The organism is Streptomyces sp. ML-6, from assembly GCF_030116705.1.
GTDB lineage: Bacteria > Actinomycetota > Actinomycetes > Streptomycetales > Streptomycetaceae > Streptomyces.
In genome coordinates, this window is the sequence record NZ_JAOTIK010000001.1 from 7,183,240 (window position 1) to 7,201,077 (window position 17,838).

14 protein-coding genes are annotated in these 17,838 nt (G+C 73.1%); 8 read left to right on the plus strand and 6 right to left on the minus strand.

The genetic code is table 11. From position 1 onward, the window contains the following. Nucleotides 1-11: 11 nt before the first annotated feature. Nucleotides 12-512, minus strand: a complete 501-nt coding sequence (locus tag OCT49_RS31545) for a nitroreductase family deazaflavin-dependent oxidoreductase (protein WP_502963494.1) — start codon at nt 510-512, stop codon at nt 12-14. 226 nt (nt 513-738) lie between these two features. Between OCT49_RS31545 and OCT49_RS31550 the strand changes: the two genes are divergently transcribed. Together OCT49_RS31550 and OCT49_RS31555 are read left to right on the plus strand one after the other, a co-directional pair. After that, complete coding sequence (locus tag OCT49_RS31550; protein WP_283856005.1) at nt 739-1,818, plus strand: PP2C family protein-serine/threonine phosphatase; 1,080 nt, start codon at nt 739-741, stop codon at nt 1,816-1,818. 9 nt (nt 1,819-1,827) lie between these two features. After that, entirely contained in the window at nt 1,828-2,358 is a 531-nt protein-coding gene (locus OCT49_RS31555) for a MarR family winged helix-turn-helix transcriptional regulator (RefSeq protein WP_283855193.1), read from the plus strand. A gap of 122 nt (nt 2,359-2,480) precedes the next feature. Here the strand turns inward: OCT49_RS31555 and OCT49_RS31560 are convergent, their stop codons facing one another. Then, on the minus strand, nt 2,481-3,227 hold the full coding sequence (locus tag OCT49_RS31560) for an SDR family oxidoreductase (RefSeq protein WP_283855194.1): 747 nt from the start codon (nt 3,225-3,227) through the stop codon (nt 2,481-2,483). 132 nt (nt 3,228-3,359) lie between these two features. Then, nucleotides 3,360-4,256: an RNA polymerase sigma-70 factor gene (locus tag OCT49_RS31565; protein ID WP_283855195.1), complete on the minus strand. Its 897-nt coding sequence runs from the start codon at nt 4,254-4,256 to the stop codon at nt 3,360-3,362. Between the two features lie 465 nt (nt 4,257-4,721). Between OCT49_RS31565 and OCT49_RS31570 the strand changes: the two genes are divergently transcribed. From OCT49_RS31570 to OCT49_RS31580, 3 genes are read left to right on the plus strand one after another with little or no spacing between them, the layout of a single operon-like run. After that, nucleotides 4,722-5,291, plus strand: a complete 570-nt coding sequence (locus tag OCT49_RS31570) for a hypothetical protein (RefSeq protein ID WP_283855196.1) — start codon at nt 4,722-4,724, stop codon at nt 5,289-5,291. A 24-nt stretch (nt 5,292-5,315) separates the two neighbouring features. Continuing rightward, nucleotides 5,316-7,193 carry an ATP-binding protein gene (locus tag OCT49_RS31575; protein ID WP_283855197.1) on the plus strand — a complete coding sequence of 626 codons (1,878 nt, stop codon included), beginning with the start codon at nt 5,316-5,318 and terminating at the stop codon, nt 7,191-7,193. After that, on the plus strand, nt 7,145-9,400 hold the full coding sequence (locus OCT49_RS31580; protein ID WP_283855198.1) for a hypothetical protein: 2,256 nt from the start codon (nt 7,145-7,147) through the stop codon (nt 9,398-9,400). Before OCT49_RS31575 ends, OCT49_RS31580 begins: the two co-directional genes overlap by 49 nt. Nucleotides 9,401-9,709: 309 nt before the next feature. On the opposite strand, the gene OCT49_RS31585 is transcribed toward OCT49_RS31580, so the two are convergent. Continuing rightward, entirely contained in the window at nt 9,710-11,038 is a 1,329-nt protein-coding gene (locus OCT49_RS31585; RefSeq protein ID WP_283855199.1) for a hypothetical protein, read from the minus strand. Continuing rightward, nucleotides 11,028-13,328: a hypothetical protein gene (locus tag OCT49_RS31590; RefSeq protein ID WP_283855200.1), complete on the minus strand. Its 2,301-nt coding sequence runs from the start codon at nt 13,326-13,328 to the stop codon at nt 11,028-11,030. Before OCT49_RS31590 ends, OCT49_RS31585 begins: the two co-directional genes overlap by 11 nt. Before the next feature lie 465 nt (nt 13,329-13,793). Here OCT49_RS31590 and OCT49_RS31595 point away from each other — a divergent pair, with 465 nt between their 5' ends. Continuing rightward, nucleotides 13,794-14,801 carry a carbohydrate kinase family protein gene (locus OCT49_RS31595; RefSeq protein ID WP_283855201.1) on the plus strand — a complete coding sequence of 336 codons (1,008 nt, stop codon included), beginning with the start codon at nt 13,794-13,796 and terminating at the stop codon, nt 14,799-14,801. On the opposite strand, the gene OCT49_RS31600 is transcribed toward OCT49_RS31595, so the two are convergent. Next, nucleotides 14,776-15,291, minus strand: a complete 516-nt coding sequence (locus OCT49_RS31600; RefSeq protein ID WP_283855202.1) for a DUF6630 family protein — start codon at nt 15,289-15,291, stop codon at nt 14,776-14,778. The genes OCT49_RS31595 and OCT49_RS31600 overlap by 26 nt on opposite strands. 254 nt (nt 15,292-15,545) lie before the next feature. Between OCT49_RS31600 and lysA the strand changes: the two genes are divergently transcribed. Both lysA and OCT49_RS31610 read left to right on the plus strand, forming a co-directional pair. Beyond that, the gene (gene lysA, locus OCT49_RS31605) at nt 15,546-16,898 is read left to right on the plus strand and encodes a diaminopimelate decarboxylase (protein ID WP_283855203.1); all 1,353 of its coding nucleotides are present in this window, start codon (nt 15,546-15,548) and stop codon (nt 16,896-16,898) included. Between the two features lie 9 nt (nt 16,899-16,907). After that, on the plus strand, nt 16,908-17,831 hold the full coding sequence (locus OCT49_RS31610) for a LysR family transcriptional regulator (RefSeq protein WP_283855204.1): 924 nt from the start codon (nt 16,908-16,910) through the stop codon (nt 17,829-17,831). The last annotated feature ends 7 nt before the right edge of the window (nt 17,832-17,838 follow it).

Here is a 17,838-nt window from a genome sequence, read left to right on the forward strand (position 1 = left end):
CGGGCCCGGCTTCAGGGCAGGCGCCGCCCCGCCGCGGCGTCGAGCCGTACGAACGGGATCCGCCGGCCGACCCGGCGGAAGGAGTCCTCGCTGCCGTCGACGTCGAAGCCCATGAAGGCGCAGAGGCGGCGGGCGGTACGGGGGCGGGCGGAGGCGTAGCGGACCATGATCTCGCCGCCCTCCTCCGCGGTGAGGAAGTGGGCGGTGACCGCGTAGTAGCGGCGGCCGAACTGGATCGTCGCCCGAGGGGTGTGGCGGAGGTTCTGGTACCAGGCGGACTTCGGGCCGAAACCCGCGGCCAGGGTCCAGCTGCCGTGCTCGTGGGCGACGACCTCCAGGGCCACCTTCCGGTCGAGACCGCTGGTCCGCCCCTTGTGGTGCAGCAGCAGGAGGCGCTTGCCGAACAACGGACCCAGGCCCACCCGGTACAGGCCGATCGGAAGCCGGGCCAACCGCCGCCGCCAGCCGGACGGAAGCCGGGGCCGCCCCTTTGCCGTACGTCGCGAATTCATCATCGACACGCACCTTTCCCGGGCTCGGAACGGCCGGGCCGACGGCCTCGATTGCGTAACGAGAACCCGCCGAAGACCCTTAGTCGATGCAACTATTGCATAGTCTAAAACGATGGAGGGGTCCGGTCGGCCGGGCCGGGCGAGTGCGATACGAGTGGAGAGCGCCGTGTCCCGTACAGGGCGACCGCGCGGTCCCGTGGTGCTGTACTGCCTGCCGGCCGTGGTGATGGCGATCGTGGCCGTCGTGGACGTCATGGCGGGCCCCGGGGCGGGATTCCTCCCCCTGGTGTCGCTGGGCCCCGCCTTCGCCGGGCTGATCGGGACGTGGCGGCGCACGGTACTGACGGGCGCCGCGGCACTGCTGCTCTGCGTGGGCCTCGGCATGTACGACGGGCTCTTCCAGACCCGGCGCGGCTCCACGGCGATGGGTTCCGTGGTGGGCGTCACCGCGGCGGGCGTCGCCGGGGCCGTGACGCGGGGCCGGCGGGAGGCGGAACTGGCCAGTGTCCGCTCCATCGCGGAAGTGGCCCAACGGGTGCTGCTGCGGCCGGTGCCGCGCAGTACGGGCCCGTTGCAGGTCGCGGTCTCCTACACCTCGGCGATGGCCGAGGCGCGGATCGGCGGCGACCTGTACGAGGTGGTCGCGTCCCCGTACGGAACCCGGGTGATCATCGGCGATGTGCAGGGCAAGGGGCTGGGGGCCGTGGAGACCGCCGCGGTGGTCCTCGGCGCGTTCCGCGAGGCCGCGCACGACGCGCGGGACCTGACGGACCTCGGCGCCCGCCTGGAACGGAGCGTGGCCAGGGAGTCGGACGGCGAGAGGTTCGTGACCGCCGTCCTCGCGGAGGTGAGCGGCCGCGACGAGGAGGTCGTCCTCCTCAACTACGGGCACCCGCCCCCGATGCTCGTCCGGTGCGACGGCACGGTCGACTTCCCGCTGCCGCCCGCCCACGCGCTGCCGCTGGGGCTGGGACTGCACGGCGGGAAACCGCCCCGGCCCTACCGGGTGGGCTTCGCGCCGGGGGAGCAACTGCTGCTCTACACGGACGGGGTGACCGAGGCGCGCGACGAGGCGGGCACCTTCTACCCGCTCGGCGAGCGCTCCGCGCTCCTCGGGAACCCCGACGCGCAGGCCGCCCTCGAAGCGCTGCGCGCGGACGTGGTCCGGCACGTGACCGGTCCGTTGCACGACGACGCGGCGATGTTGCTGCTGCGCCGCCGCGGGCCCCGGGACGCGGGGCGGCGGACAGCGGCGACGGAGGGCACCGGCGGCGGGGGTGCACACGCCCGCGCCGAAGCGGGGTAGAAAGGGGGCATGACCGAGGAGAGGGACCGGGCCGGGAGCGTCGACGGTGTCGACGCGGTGACCCGTGCCGTCCTCACGGCGTCCCGGGTGCTCGTCGCGGTCGCCGCGAACTCGCTCGCCGAGGTCGAGGACCGGGTGACGCTGGCGCAGTTCCGGATGCTGGTGGTGCTCTCGACGCGGGGCGAGGCCAAACTCGTGACGCTCGCGGAACTGCTGCGCGTGGCCCCCTCGACCGCGATGCGCATGGTCGACCGGTTGATCTCCTCCGGCCTCGTCGACCGGCGGACCAACCCCGGCAACCGTCGTGAAACCCTGCTCCGGCTCACCGAGGAGGGGCGGCGCACGGTCGAGGACGTCACCGCGCGCCGGCGCCGGGAGATCGCCGCGATCGTCGCCCGGCTCGCCCCGGGGCAGCAGACGGCCCTCGTCGAGGCGCTGACCGCCTTCAACGAGGCCGGGGGCGAACCGCCCGCACCGGAGGGCCGGGCCGACGACCCGTACCCGCTCGGCTGGACGGACATGCCGACGGAGCGCGGGTGAGGAGAGCCGTCGGCTGATCGCCGGGGCGGGCCGGGAGCACCCCGACGCGCCGACGGGCCCCGGGCGGGCGTGCGCACCCCGGGGCCCGCCCGGCACCGCCGGCACCCGGCCCGCCCGACGGTTCACCGCTGCTGGGCGAACCAGTCGGCGAACCGGTGGTCGGCGATGTGCGCGTCCGGGCCGGGAAGCAGTGTGGACTCCTGCAACCGGGCGCCGAAATAAGGGGCACCGGCGTCGGTGACGACCTTGCGCGGATCGTTTTGGGCGGCGAGGTTCTCGCGGAGGAGCTCGTCCAGCCGGAACGCCTCGGGACCGGCCACCTCCACCACCCCGTCGACGGGGTCGCCGACGGCCGTGCGGCCCACGGCGGCGGCCACGTCGTCGGAGTGGACGGGCCGGATCATGACGGGCGCCAGACGAACGGTGTCACCGTCGGTCGCCGACGCCGCGATGCCCTGCATGAACTCGAAGAACTGCGTGGCGTGGACGATGGAGTACGGCATCCCGGACTCCTTGATCAGCTCTTCCTGCGCCTGCTTGGCACGGAAGTAGCCGCTCTCCTGGAGCCGCTCCGTACCGACCACGGAGAGCGCCACATGGTGGGTCACACCGGCCTCCGCCTCCGCCCGCAGGAGATGGGTGGTCGAGGTCCGGAAGAACTCCATGACGGCGTCGTCCTCGAACGAGGGGGAGTTGGAGACGTCGACCACGACCGAGGCCCCTTCCAGGACCTCGGCCAGCCCCTTCCCCGTCAGCGTGTCGACGCCGGTACGGGGAGAGGCCGGCACCGCCTCGTGGCCGTGCTCGCCGAGCCGGGCCACCAGCTTCGAACCGATGAGTCCGGTGCCGCCGATCACTACGACCTTCATGATGGGAGTCCTCTCGGGGTGATTTCTGCACTCACCGGAATGACAGGACGGCGACGGCATCCGTGACAGGGGCCCGGAGAATCCCGGACGCTTTCCCCCGGTCGGCCGACGGGCCGACCGGGGGTGGGGTGGTCAGCCGTCCAGGGACGCCACGTAGGGCGACAGCTTGGCCGGGTTCATCACCCACATGATCCGGTCGATGCCCTCCGCGGACACGTCGACGCACAGCAGGGCCATGGCGTTGCCGCCGGACGAGACGAGCACGGCCGCCCGTCCGTTGGCCTCCACCCGGCGGATGTCCGCCTGCGGCCAGAAACGCGGGGCGAAGGCCACGAGGTACTTGGAGACGTGCAGACGCCCGACGACCGGGATCCTCGAGGCCCCGCGTATCCCGCCACCGTCGGAGTAACTGACGACGTCCGAGGCGAGTACATTCTCCAGCACCGCCAGGTCACCCGTCCGTGCCGCGGAGAGGAACACCTCCAACAGGCGTCGGTGGGCGGCCGGGCTGACGCGTTGTCTGCGCTCGGCGGTCAGGTGCTTGCGCGCCCGGCTCACCAGTTGACGGGCGTTGGCCTCACTCGTCCCCAGGATCTCGGCGACCCGCCCGTACGGGTAGTCGAAGGCCTCCCGCAGGACGTAGGCGGCGCGTTCCACGGGGTTGAGCTTCTCCAGGACGAGGAGGACCGCCAGCTCCAGCGCCTCGGCCCGCTCCGCCCCCAGCTGCGGGTCCGGGGCGGTGTCGACCGGTTCGGGAAGCCACGGGCCGACGTACGACTCCCGCCGCACCCGCGCGGACCGGGCCAGGTTGATCGCCAGCCGCGTGGTGATGGTGGTCAGGTAGGCCGTGGGTTCGAGGAGGTTCGTACGGTCCGCCTGCTGCCACCGCAGCCACGCCTCCTGCACGATGTCCTCGGCCTCGGCGGCGCTGCCGAGCATGCGGTACGCGATGCCGAAGAGCTGCGGACGCGCCGCGAGGAAGTCCTGCGTGGCCCGGTCGAGGGAGTCGGCGTCGACACCAGCGTGCATGGTTTGGTTCCCTTCCGGCCTCGTCGCCCGCCATGCTACAAGCGGCCGGAGCGGCTGCGTCCGAGGCGAGAAGGGTTCGCCGAACCAGCCTTTTCCGCAGGGTAGTTCACCGTGGTACGTGTCGCGCCCCTCTCGATCGGTGAGGAAATGACTGCCGCGCATTACTCGGCGACGTAATGTTCATTTCAATGAATTGGCCATTACTCGATCGGTGGTTCGGTCGCCGGTCCAGAGGGCTCGACGGTGGCGAACACGGTCAGGACCTGGGCGGCGGGCCGGACCGTCTCCTGGTGGACGCCTCCGCCGGTCGAGAAGCCCTGGGGGCCACCTCGAAGCGGCCGGCAGCCCCGTCGAGGGGGCGTCATGTTCTGTTCAAGGGCGAGGTGTTGGAGGAATGCCCGGGTTCCGACGCATCCACGGACGGACGGTAATACGATCTGGCGCAGGTGGCCCGAGGAGGCATTCATGGAACCGATCACGCTCGCTGTCCTCAGTTCCGTCGTCCTCACGGAAGGCGTCAAGTTCCTCTACGAACAGACCGGGGAACTGCTGCAGCGCCGCAGGGACCGCAACGGGGCGGACGACGCCGAAGGCGCGGGCGGGAGCGATCCCGTGACACTGGACGTGACCGACCCCGGGCTCTTCCCCGCGACCGTGGAGCCGGCTCGCGCGGACACCGAGGTCGTCCAGCGGTACCGGGCGGACCTGGCCGCGTTCTGGCAGGTACTGGCACCGTACGCGAACGGCATCACCGACATCGATCCCGCGGACCGGACCCTGCTGGAGACGGCCGACGCGGTACGGAACATCCTCGAGGCGGTCTACGGCAGGCGCCTCACCTTCGCGGGCGAGACCCGTCCGGAGCCGGAGCTGGTGGTGTCGGGCCGGGTACGGGCCGAGGAGATCGCCGGGGACGTGGCGGGCGTGCGCGCCCGGGGTGTCAGCTCCGGCCGGGTGGAGGGCAGTGTCGTGGCCGGGACGGTGACGCGCGGCAGCACCGTGTCCGGGGTCGAGATCCAGGGCGACATCGGCTGATGACGCCGGCACGGGAGTACAGGGATGAGTGAGTTCGTCGGACGCTCCTGGGTCGTGGAGCACGCACTCGACCACCTGGCCCGGCGCGGGGACGAACCGCTGCTGATCGTGGGTCAGCCGGGTTCCGGCAAGACGGCCCTGGCGCTCGAACTGCTGCACAGGATCGGACCGGGCGATGCCTCCACGGTCGTGGTCGGGCACCTGTGCCGTGCGGACGACGACGACACGCTCCTGGGGCACGGTCTCGTGGCGGAGCTGGTCGACGCACTGGTCCGCCGGGACGGGCACTTCGCCGAACTGATGGGAGCGGAGTCCGGCCCGACCCTCAACGCCACCGTGACGGTCGGTTCCGCCGAGGCGGGCGCGCACGTCCGCGGGATCAACATCGAGTCCCTGCGGCTGGGGGCGGAATCGGCGCGTTCGGCCTTCAACCGCCTCGTGCGCAAGCCGCTGGAGAGCATGCCGGATCCACCGGCCGTCGTTCTCGTCGTCGACGCGCTCGACGAGGCGCGGTCGGTCGACTCCCACGAGAACGTCATCACGCTGCTCGCCCACATGACCTCGGGCCTGCGCCGTGCCGGACTGGACTTCCGGATCCTGCTGACCAGCCGCGAAGTCGAGGAACCGGCGCTCCGGCGCATCAAGGGCCGACGCGTGCACCTCACCCACGACGCGCCCGCCGGGACCGACGACGTCCACGACTACTGCCTGGCCCGCCTGACCCGCGACGAGCCGGCCCCCACCCGGGACGGATCGCGCCTCCGCGGGCACGGGTGGGACGGATCGCGCCTCCACGGGGACGGGCGGGACCGGGCCGACCGCGACGGGGAACACCGCCCCGGAGCCCGGTCCCGGTCCCGACGGACTCTTGCGTCGAGGATCGCGGCCAAGGCGGCGGGCAACTACCTCTACGCCCGCCACGTCATCTCGTCCCTGGACGTCGACCGGCACGACGTGGACATCGACGCCATCGAACTGCCCGGCGACCTCGGCGAGGTGTACGACGACTTCCTCGACCGGGCGTGCGCGTCCCTCGCATGGCGCACCGTCCGGCCGGTCCTGACCCTGCTGGCGGTCGCCCGCGCCCCCGGCATGACCGCCGGACTCCTCTCGGCCGTGACTGGGCGGAACCTTTCGGACATCGAGGACGCCCTCGCCGACATCGGCGAGTTCACCCACCGTGAGGGCGACGCGGTGCGGATCTACCACGAGTCCTTCCGCACCCACCTCCTGTCCGGCACCCGACACCGTCTCCACCCGGTCGAGGCGCACCGGGCCGTGGGCACGGCGTTCCTCGACGGGGAGGCCGACGACCCCTACCTGTCCAGGTACTACAGCCACCACCTCCACCGGGCGGGCATGCACAAGGAGCTCTGCACCCAGGTGCTGGCCACCGTCGGCGGCCCGGGGGCGAGGGCCGCCACCTTCTTCGGTGCGGACCTGGAACACCTCGGACACGCACTCGCCTCCGCCGTCCGGATCGACGACCTCACCGCCGTGGCCTCGGTACTGCTGCGCCGGGCCGGGGCCACCCGGCTCCTGGCCGAGGACCCGTTGGCGGTGCTCGCCGACACGGGCCCGGAAGCAGCCCGCGAGCTGGCAGGCGCCTACCCGTACGAACACGGCGCCCTGTGGCAGCTGATGATCGCTCACCGGCTCCGGAAGGACGGCCGGTACGGTGAGTGCGCCGAACACCTCCGGCGGTTCGACGTCGTCCACCGCGATGAACTGCCCGAGCGGTCACAGGGATTGGCGGCCGTTCTTCTCGCGAGCCTGCAGGCCGAAGGGGGCGACGAGGACGACGATCCAGCGGCGGTCCGGGGGCCGGGCTGCTCGACGAGTTCCACACCGGGATGCTGGTACGGCATCTGCTCGACCAGGGGGCCGTCGAGCGGGGGATGAACGTGGCGGGGCGGCTCGAGTCCGGTGAAGCACGTGCCAAGCTCCACGGCTATGCGCTGTGGTCGGCGGCCGAACGGACGGGGCCGGTTCCGCCCCGCCGAGTCGCCGAGCGGATCGCCGCCGAACTGGCGCGGCAGCCGTACGGCAGGAACGCCACGGTCGAGGCGGTACATGCGATGGCCCTGTCCTGGGTGCCGCGGGAGCGGTCCGGGGAACGGCCCGGCATGATCGTCCGGCTGTCGCGTTTCCCGATCGAGTACTCCTCGGCGCTGGCATCGGTGCGCCCGCCCGCCGACGCGGCCGCCCGGCACGAGGCCGAGTGGGCGGCGCAGGCGATGGACCTGTTGCGTTCGCGCGACATGACACCGTACGAGCGGCTGTGGGTGGACCTGAACCGGGCCCGGCTGGCGAGACGTTCCGGCGCCGACGACCTGGCCCACGGCACCATGCGCCGGTTGCTGGGAAGCCGGCCCGACCTGTTCGACACGGAGGGCCGCCTCCAGCCCGTGAGTCCGCCCCACGACGATTTCGTCCACGGCCCGTGTCAGCAGGGGCTCGTCCTGGAAATCGCCCGTGAGTGCGTGCGCGCCGGGCGCGTCACGGACGCGGAGGACCTGGCCCGCGAGATGCTCGCCTTCCACGGTCACGATGGTGTGACCATCGCCGTCGACCTCGTCCGCCGGTTCCACGAGCACGGCGAGGGCCCTCGCGCGGACGTGTTCCTGGACGACTGCGTGGCCCTGCTCCGCGAACGGACGACGTCCCACCGGTCCCTGGCGACGTACCTGTTGCGGATCTCCCGCGAACTGTCGGGGGTCCTGCCGGAGCGACGGGCCGCGGAACTGGAGGCGGAGGCCGAGCAGCTCGTGTGCGAGCTGCTGCGCGACCGACGCACGGCCCTCCGCTTCGCCCCTTCCGGGATGGCGGTTCTGTACGCCCGGCTGGCGGCCGCCCATCAGGAACGCGGGACCGGCGGGCGCCAGGGAGCCGGGTGCGGGGACGGTGGCCGCGAGGACGACGGCCGAGGGAAGGACGGGTGCGAGGACGACGGACGTGTCGCGCACTGTGTCGCGCACTGTGTCGCGCGGGCCCTGTTCTGGGCGGACCCCTCGGACCTCGACAGCCCGTCCGCCGATGCGCTCGACACAGGGTACGAGTCCCTGGCCGTCCACTTCTCTGGGGTCCGGGAAGGAGCCGCCACGAGGACGGCCGCGGAACGGGTGGGAGGGCGGCGCGCCGAACGCGTGACGGCCGCGGCCGGTCGGCTGGTCAGACGTGGCGACCGGCGCGGCGCCCTGAACCTCCTCGATTCGTTCGGCCTCAGGAACGACAGTGCCCGGATTCTCGTCCTGGCCGAGCAGGGCCGGCCCGAGGAGGCGCTCCGGCAGGCGATGTCCCCGGACGTACCCATCGGAGTGCATTTGGGCCTGAGAAGAATGCTTCTGGACCACGGCGACACCGAACGGGCGCACACCCTGGCCGAAGTGATGCTGGAGCGGCTGGCGGCCCTGAGGAAGCACGGCCCCGCGAGTGGTTTCGAGGCGTGCCGCAGAGGGTTCCTCTTCGCCGAACTCCACGCGTGTCTCGGCATGTACGACGAGGCCGTCGCCGGTTTCCGGCGGGCCGGTGCCCTCTTCTCCGAGGAGGCCGAGACGTGGCTGGCCATGAGCGTGCCGCTCGGCGGCGACCTCTACGCGCCGGGGGAACGGGACGATTCCGCTCACGACGAGCAGCGAGACGGACTGAGCGAGACGGCTCTCGCCTTCGAGGGCAGATTCGCCGAGGCGGTGTTCGAGGGCGGGCACGTCGACCGGGCCCGTGAACTCGTCGAGGGCATCAGGACCTTGGAAGGCGGCCGTTTCGGATCCCTGTTCCTGGGCGGTGGCACGCTCGCCCCGCGTGCCAGGGCCCGGACGGCGGCCGCATGCGGCTTCCTCGACCTGATGACCGACAGCCTGGACGAACTTCCCGCCGACGGCCCGGCCGTGGCGGGGACCATCGCCTCGTACGCGCCCGAGACGCCCTACGGGCGTGTGCCGGGCAACCTGCGCAAGGTCGTCGCGGCCCTGGCCCCGTACTGCGTGGGGGACGTCGACGCGACCCTCGCCCTGTGCGCCACACTCCTGGACGCCGCCCCGGAAGCCGCCGACGCCGTCCACCGCGAGGTGCGGGATCGGCTGGACCTCCACGCCCCGATGGGCGAGTAGCCGCAACCCCGGGCGGTCGGGAAGCGACGTTCCGGCAGCCAGGGTCCGGGCGCGGCCCCGCACTCCTTGCCACCGCGGTGGCCGACACCGCCCCCGGCTGCGCCACCTCCTCGACGAGGCACTGCGAAGAGCACTCGTCGCGGGACGCTGACCGCGCTGCGGGCGGCGGACGGACCGGGGGGAGCCGCCCCGGTCCGGCACGCGACCGGGAAGGGGGCCCCGCCGTGTGGCCCGGGCGGGCGGAACGATGGAGCGCCGGAGCGCCGGTCCCGTCGGGGAACCGGCGCTCCGCTGAGGGACACGCGGTGCTCAGTCCCCGGCCGTTTCGTGCTCCTCGGACCGTCGCCGGGCACGGCTGAACTCGCCGGAGCCGACCCGGGCGGCGAGGGTGTCGTCGGGACCGGACAGCAGGGAGCCGTAACCGGTCGCCGTCCACAGGCTGCGCGCGGCGGGCACCTCGAAGTAGGGCACGGTGCGGCCCCGGTCCCGGACCGCGAGCACCTGCGGCGACCGGCGGGCGCGCAGGGCCCGGTCGCAGTCCTCGCAGACTGCGACGTCGACCCGCTCCCGGCGGCCGAGCGGGCGCCAGGTGGTCCGGCGGACCGCGGTGCCGTGCCGGGGATCGAAGAAGCACAGCGGGAGTCCGGGCGCCGGGGCCAGGGCGGAGCGCCCCTCGGCCACCAGGGCCAGTACGCCGGCCAGGTCGGCCGGCCCCCGCGCGGCGTCCAGCACCCGGCCGGCCGCGTCGTAGGCGTCCAGGGCCCGGCCCAGGCCCGGCGTGGCGGTGCCGTCGGCGTGCTCCACCGCCTCACCGAGGGCGAGCAGTTCGTCGGAGGCCCGGCGGCGCAGCCCTGCCTCGTCGGCGGCCTCGTCGGCGGCGAAGACGGCGTCGGGGAAGGTGAAGACGGTGTGCCGGGGCGAACGGCGACGGCGCGTCAGGAACACCCCGCCACCGGCGAGGGCCAGCACCGCGGCGACCACGAGCAGGGTCCCCGGGCCGCCGAAGGAGCCGGAAGCACTTTCGTCGTTCCCGGGCCGGTCCGAGTACTTCTTGTCGAGCCTGGCGGTCTCGGCCTCGTAGACCTCGGTGCCCTTGCCGGTCTCGATCAGTTCCACGGCCCTGCCGACCCGGGCGGCCAGTCCGGCGTCGTCGAGTTCGTCCAGGAAGCCGACCGCGGCGGCGGCGTCGCGGGTCTGATGGGCGTCGGTGGGCCACTCGGTCCCGTTGAGCCACTTCCCGTAGTCGTCGGTGGTGATCAGGATCAGCTCCCGCAGGCCGAGCCGTTCCCTGACCACCGAGGCGAGGGCGCGGGCGCTGCCGTCGAAGGCGTCGCCCTTCTCCAGCGGCACCAGCACCACCTTGATCGGCAGGCCGGTCGCGGCGATCTGATCGGCCAGGGCCCGCTGCTGGGTGGGGGTGACGGCGGCCGAGTAGAACGGGTCGACGTAGACGGGGTCGGTGGCCAGCGCCCCGGCGATCGTCGAGGCGGTCGGCCCGGGCCCGGTGCTCTCCGCGCGGGCCGGGGCGCCGGTGCCGAGCAGCACCGTGCAGGCCAGCAACAGCGCGGCGAGCAGCCCGGCGGCGGGGTTGCGGGAGGCACCGGACGGACGGTCGGCGATCGGTCGTTCACTGAACACTGGCGGACTCCCTGGCCCTGAGGACGAGTGCTTCGATGCCTTCGCGGGCGGCCGGCAGGACCTGCCCGGCCCCGTCCCACGCGGTCCGGCCCCGGCCGCCCGCCCCGGGCAGCCGCAGCAGCAGTTCGGCGGCCACCCGTTCACGGGCGCCGGGGACCGCGGTGCCGCCGCGCAGGGCGTTCTGGCACGCGGGGCACAGGCGCGCGGAGACGGGGGCGATGCCGAGGCCGGCGAGCCACGCCGGGGCCTTGCCGCCGGTGGCCCCGCCGTGCAGCGGGTTGAGCCGGCAGAGAGCGGGGTGGGGGTGCCCGCCCAGGGAGTCGAGTCCGGCTCGGGCGAGCACCACGACGGCGGCCAGATCGCTCGCCGCGGTGGCCTCGTCCGGGCGTTCGTCGCCGGTGTCGGCCAGCAGCCCGGCGGCGTCCAGGCAGTCCCAGGCACGGCTGCGGCCGGGCGCGTCCTGGCCGGCGGCGGCCAGCCCTTCGGTGAGTTCGCGGACGTCGTCGGCGGCCCAGGCACGCAGTTGCCGGAGGGACGGCAGCGCGGCGGCCCGCCGGGAGCCGTCCCGCCGCGGTGACGAGGGGGCGGCCGCGCGGGCACGGCGGGCGGTCAGCACGGCCCGCGTGAGGGCGGTCCCCAGCCAGGCGAACAGCAGCAGCACGCCCAGCAGGATCGTGCCGAGCCCGATCCCCGGGCCGAAGTCGCTGCTGAACAGGCCGGGCAGCCGGTTGTCGTGCAACGGGGGCAGTTCGGTGTCGCGGGCCACGGGGTCGTAGCCCTCCCTCGGCCGGGCGGCGGCGACGGCTTCCAGGGTCCGGTCGAGCCGGGGCACCACCCGCAGGTCGCCGTCCCTGCGGTACTCCGGGTAGCGGACCTCGTACGGCAGGAGCCGGAAGCGCCGCGCGGCGTCCTGGCCGGTGCCGAAGGTCTCCAGGTCGATCCGGCCGGACAAGGGATCGACCAGCACGTAGACGCCGTTCTGGCCGGTGCGCTGGTGGACCCGGGCGAGCAGGAGGGCCCCGTCGCCGCCGCTCTCGTCGTCGCTGCCGGACGGCGTGACCAGTACGTGCACCGGCCCCTTGGGCGCGAGTGCGGCGATCCGCTGCCGGAGCGCGGGCAGGTCGGCGCCGGTCAGTACGTCCGGGGCGGACGGGTCCCGGTAGACCGGTCCGGCGGCGAGCCCCGCGGCCACCTCCTCCACCCGGGCGTCCAGGTCGGCCCGGGTGACGTCGAGGTACGGGCTGTCGATGGTCTGCGGGAAGACGGTGGGCGCGGCCAGCACCACGGCGAACACGGCGGCCACCGTCGCCACAGCCGTCACCGGCAGCACACCGCGCCGACGGGCGGTGGGCCAAGTGGTACGGGCCGGGGCCTTCGGTACCGCCGCGGCTCTGCCCGAGCGTTTGGCCGGGTTCGCGTCCGAGCGCTTGGCCGGGGCCTTGTCCAGGACGACGGGGGAGGGCTTCGGGGTGTCGGTGGCCTTCTTCTTCCGGGTCCTTCCCTTCCCGGCCTTCCCCGGTCCGGCCTTTCCTGCCCCGGCCGGTCGCGGTCGGCCGGGACGGCGGTAGGAGAGCCGGATACCGAGGGCCAGCACCAGGCCCGGGAGTACCACCACGGCCAGACCGAGCAGCAGGTTCTGGTTCTGCCGGTCGGTGGAACTGATGTACAGATCGGGTTTGCCGTGCTCCTGGTACTGGTCGTGCAGTTCGTCGGCCTCGGCGGCGGCCCGGTCGTGGCCGGAGGCGATCGCGTCGACGAAGGACTCGAACGCGGCGAGCGGCCCGGCCCTGTACGGGGTGCCGTACAGGGCGATGCGGCGGGCCTCGTCGACCGGTACGTCGACGCCGAACGCGGAGGCGGTGATGGTGCTGTGGTCGCCGATCAGCACGTACAGGCCGTCCTTGCCGAGCCGGTCGTGCACCAGCGCGAGCAGTGTGGCGTCGCCCGCAGGCAGCGCGAGTACGTAGGTGGGCACGCCGGTGCGCCCGGCGAGGGCGGCGATCTTCGGAGCGAGCGAGCGCGGCAGCCTGCGAGGACGGTCGGCCGAGACGTACACCGGGTCCTTGCGGAGCTCCTCGGCCAGGCGCTCGGACTGGGTCGCGCCGTCGTCGTCGGCGGCGGTCGTGAGGGGCGTGGTGGGCGCTGCCATGGCGTTCGGCGCGGTGCCCGGGCCGGCCGCGACGGCCGTTCCCGCGCCACCGAGGAGCACGAGGGCCGCGAGTGCCGTGCCCGCCCGGACCCTGAACGTCCTGGCCCGTCCCCGTCCCCGTATTCCTGCCAACGTTCTCATCGGCGCCCTCCCGGTGGTTCGGCCGGTCACTTTACCCGCGCCGGATTTCGGCGACGACATTCACGAGGTCTTCCGCATTCACGAGACCGTCCGCCGAATATTCGGCCGTCGCCATGGCACCGGGTGTTTCCGTCGAAGTGGGACCGGTCATTTTGGTTCCCGTACAGGATTGAATTCCCCCGGCGGTTCCGGAAGTGCCCGGGACGGAGGAACGAGCCGCATCCGGTGGAATTCCCGGGCCCGGGGCGGCGCACATCGAGTGTCGTCGTCCCGTTTCCCCCGTGGGTGAAAACAAAGTGGCGGTCAAAAGTGCGGGGAAGGAAGGGAGTTACGCCGAAAGAGGCCCCTCGGCGCGTCTCCGTGCCCGCTGCGCGGGCCCGTCGGTCCGGCACGAGGCAGGCGGCCGTGGAAGGCTGCTCCGGCCCACGGCATACTGGGCCGCCGCGGGAACGGAAAGGCTCGGAAATGACCCGACAGCAGACTCGGTACGACGTCCTGGTCGTCGGAGGCAGCGGGGTGGACACCATCGTGCGGGTCGACGCCCTGCCCGTCCCGCTCGCCGACTCGGTCCACGTCGGGCCGATCGAGGAATGGCCGGGCCACACCGGAGGGAACGTGGCCCTCGGTACCCGGGCGCTCGGCCTGGAGGTCGCGCTCCTCGACTGCATCGGCGACGACTGGACGGGTGCCCAGGTGCGCGAGCGAATGGCCGCGGGCGGCGTGGAGTTCGACCCGCTGATCTCCGCGGCGGGCACCCGCCGCGCCGTGAACCTGGTGGACGCCACCGGACGCCGGATGTCGTTCTACGACGCCCGCGACCCGGCCGACCTGAGGATGCCCCGGGACTTCTACCTGCCGAGGCTGCGGCGCACCCGTCACGTCCACCTGTCCATCATGAATTTCACCCGATTCCTCTATGACGACATCGAGGAACTCGGCGTCCCCGTCTCCACGGACCTGCACGATTGGGACGGACTGGCCGACCACCACCGGGAGTTCGCGTTCCGCTCCGACCTCGTCTTCCTCAGCGCGGCGGGCGCGGGCGAGAACACCTTCGACCTGATGCGGGAAATCCTCCGCGAGGGCCGCGCCGACACCGTGATCGCCACGGCGGGCGCGGACGGCTCCCACGTGCTCACCCGGGACGGCGGCTCCACCCCGCACCACATCCCGGCGGCCGTCCCGCCCGCACCGGTGGTGGACTCCAACGGTGCGGGGGACGCGTACGTCTGCGGCTTCCTGTACGGGAGGCTCGCCGGCCGGAGTCCACTGGAATGCGCCCGCCTGGGCGCCGTGGCAGGGGCGTACGCCTGCACCGCGCCGGGTTCCACCGCCCTCGTCCCGCAGGGGGTCCTGCCGGCGTCGGGCCTTGCCCGGAACGGGAACCGACCGCCCGTGACGACCCGGGACGCCGGTCCCTCGCCCGCCACGGACCCGGGCGGCGTCCTCAGCCCCCCAGGATCCGGGCGGTGAACCCCGCGCGGTCGGCGAGCGCCGTCAGCTCCTCGGCCCGCGCCGCACGCAGACACACCACCGGGTAGCAGTCCGACTCGATGTCGAGGACGGCGAGCGCCGCACCGACCTCGCGGTAGTGCCGGCCGCAGGCGGTCAGGAACTCGTGGGTCGGCAGGGACTTCTCGGCGGCGTCGAAGAGCACCCAGGGGTCCGCCGACGGCCGGGAGGCGAGCATCCCCAACTGGGCCCGGATCTCCTCCGGGTCCTCCTTCCAGTCGAATTCCACGAGCAGCAGGTGGGCGTCGAGCGCGTCCACGAGCGCTATCCACGCGAGGTCCGCCACCGGCTCTTCGATGTCGCGCTCCGCCAGCCGGTCCGCGTGTGCCCGCACATAGCCCCCGGGATCGTCGTGGGCGTGCAACACCTGCTCGGCGACGTCCGGATGGTCCGGTGCGAGAAGCACCGCCATGGCTTCCAGCGAGGTACGGACCGGGTCGGCGTCGGACATGATGGGCGCTCCTTGTGCGGTGGGGCGATCACGCGGTGGGGCGATCGCACGGCCGAAGGTGTCACCGGGAGGCGATGCCCTCCCGGGCGTTCGTGAAGAAGCCTGGCACAGGGGTGTGACAACGGACGAGGACCGCGCCCGCCGGTACGGAACGAGCATCGAAAAGCATGAGGCTCAGCCATAGAAGAATGCGCTTTTGTGACCCCCCGCGCAGGCCGCAGGATGGCTGCGATCCGGTTTTTGGGGAGGAACGCATGACGTCAGCCATCGAATCGGGCCTGCTGCCCGGCACATCCGAAATCCGTCCGGAAGGGCTGGCCGTCGGCGGCGTCCTGCTCACCGAACTGGCACACCGTTTCGGAACACCCCTCTTCGTGTACGACGAGGAGCATCTGCGCCAACGCTGCCGGGAGGCGGTCGCCGCCTTCGGCCGGGACAACGTCGCCTACGCCTCCAAGGCGTTCCTGTGCACGGCCATGGCCCGACTGGCCCACGAGGAGGGGCTGTTGCTCGACGTCGCCTCCGGGGGCGAGCTGCGGGTCGCACTGCACGCCGGAGTGCCCGCCGACCGGATCGTCCTGCACGGCAACAACAAGGACGCGGCGGAGCTGCGCACGGCCATGTCCGCACGGGTGCGGCACCTGGTGGTCGACAGCTTCGACGAGATGGACCGCATCGAACGGCTGCACGCCGAGGAACACCTGCCGCCCGCCCGGATCCAGCTGCGGGTGGCGCCCGGAGTGGCCGCCGGTGCGCACGAGGCGATCCGGACCGGGGGCAACGACTCGAAGTTCGGCTTCGGCCTCGCCGGCGGGACCGCGGCGGCCGCCGTGCGCCGGGCCGCCGGTTCCCCGGCGATGGTCCTGGAGGGCGTCCACGCGCACGTGGGCTCGCAGGTGCTGGACCCGGCGGAGCTCGCGGCCGGCGCCGCGGCCGTCGCCCGGTTCGCCGTCGAGACCCGTGTGCACCGGCTCACGGTCGGCGGCGGCCTCGGCGTCGCGTACGAGGCGGGACAGACCGCCCCGTCGTTCGCCGAATGGGCGGCCCGGGTGCGGACCGCGGTGCGCGACGCGGGCTGGGACTCCCCTGTGACCGTGGAGCCGGGCCGTTCCATCGCCGCCCGCGCCGGGCTGACCCTCTACCGGGTGGGCACGATCAAGCGGATCGAGGGCGTACGGACGTACGTCGGTGTGGACGGCGGGATGAGCGACAACCTGCGCCCCGCCCTGTACGGCAGTCGCTACGAGGTGTTCCTGCCGCGCAGCCCGCGCGCCTCCCGGCCCATGCGGGCCCGGCTGGTCGGCAAGCACTGCGAGAGCGGGGACGTGATCGTCGACGACGCCGCCCTGCCCGCCGACCTCGCGGTGGACGACCTCCTGGCCACGCCGGTCACCGGTGCCTACGGGTACGCCATGGCCTCCAACTACAACAAGCTGCCGCGCCCCGCCGTCGTCTTCGTGCGCGACGGCCGTGCCCGCATCGTGGTGCGCCGGGAGACCGAGGAGGACCTGCTGCGGCTGGACGTGGACGAGCCCGCCGGGATCCCGGAGCCGACCCGGGTACAACGATTTGATGCCGGAGCGGCACAATGCGTCGGTACGTCCTAACCTGACCCGATGCTGAACAGTGCCCGCCTGCTCGTCCTGCTCGAGATCGCCCGTACCGGCACCATCGTGGCCGCGGCACGGGCGTTGCACCTGAGCCCCTCCGCGATCTCGCACCAGCTCGCCCGCCTGGAGCAGGAGCTCGGGGTGGCGTTGGTGGAGCGTCAGCCGCAGAGCCTGCGGCTGACCGACGCCGGGGCCCGGCTGGCCGAGCACGCGCAGGCAGTCGCCGATCTGATGGCCGTGGCCCAGGACGACCTGCGGGCGCACGCCGAGGGTGAGGCCGGGGTCCTGCGGCTGGGTTTCTTCGCCTCCTCGGGCCTGGAGCTGCTGCCCCGGGCCCTCTCGGCGTTCGCGGCGAACCGGCCCCAGGTCGAGCTGGAACTGATCCTCGGGCAGCCGCACGAGCTGGTGCCCGACCTGGAGGCGGGACGGCTCGACGCCGCGGTCGTCTTCGAGCACCCGCTCGACCCCTGGTGCCGGCAGGCGACCGTGGACGTGGAGATGTTCTTCGACGAGCCGCAGCTGGTGGTCCTTCCCCTGCGGCACCGCCTCGGCCGGCACGCCGAGGTCCGGCTCGCCACCCTGGAGGGGGAGAGCTGGATCGGTACGCACGGCGGCCACACCGGCGAACCGGTCCTGGAACGCGCGTGTGCGGCGGAGGGCTTCCGCCCCCGGGTCCGCTGCCGCAGCGACCACTACCAGGTCACGATCAACCTGGCCCGTGCGGGCATGGGCATCGCACTCGTCCCGGCGCTCGGGATCGGCGACACCACCGGTGTGCACGTCTGCCGGCTGGACCACCCCCGGCTGCACCGGCGCATCGGCGTCGCCACCCGGCCCACCAACCGCAACCCGCTGCTGCGGATATTCCTCGACGACCTGCGGTCGGCCGCCGAGGAGATCCGGTCGCTGCTGGAGGTGCAGTGGGCGTGACCGGGCG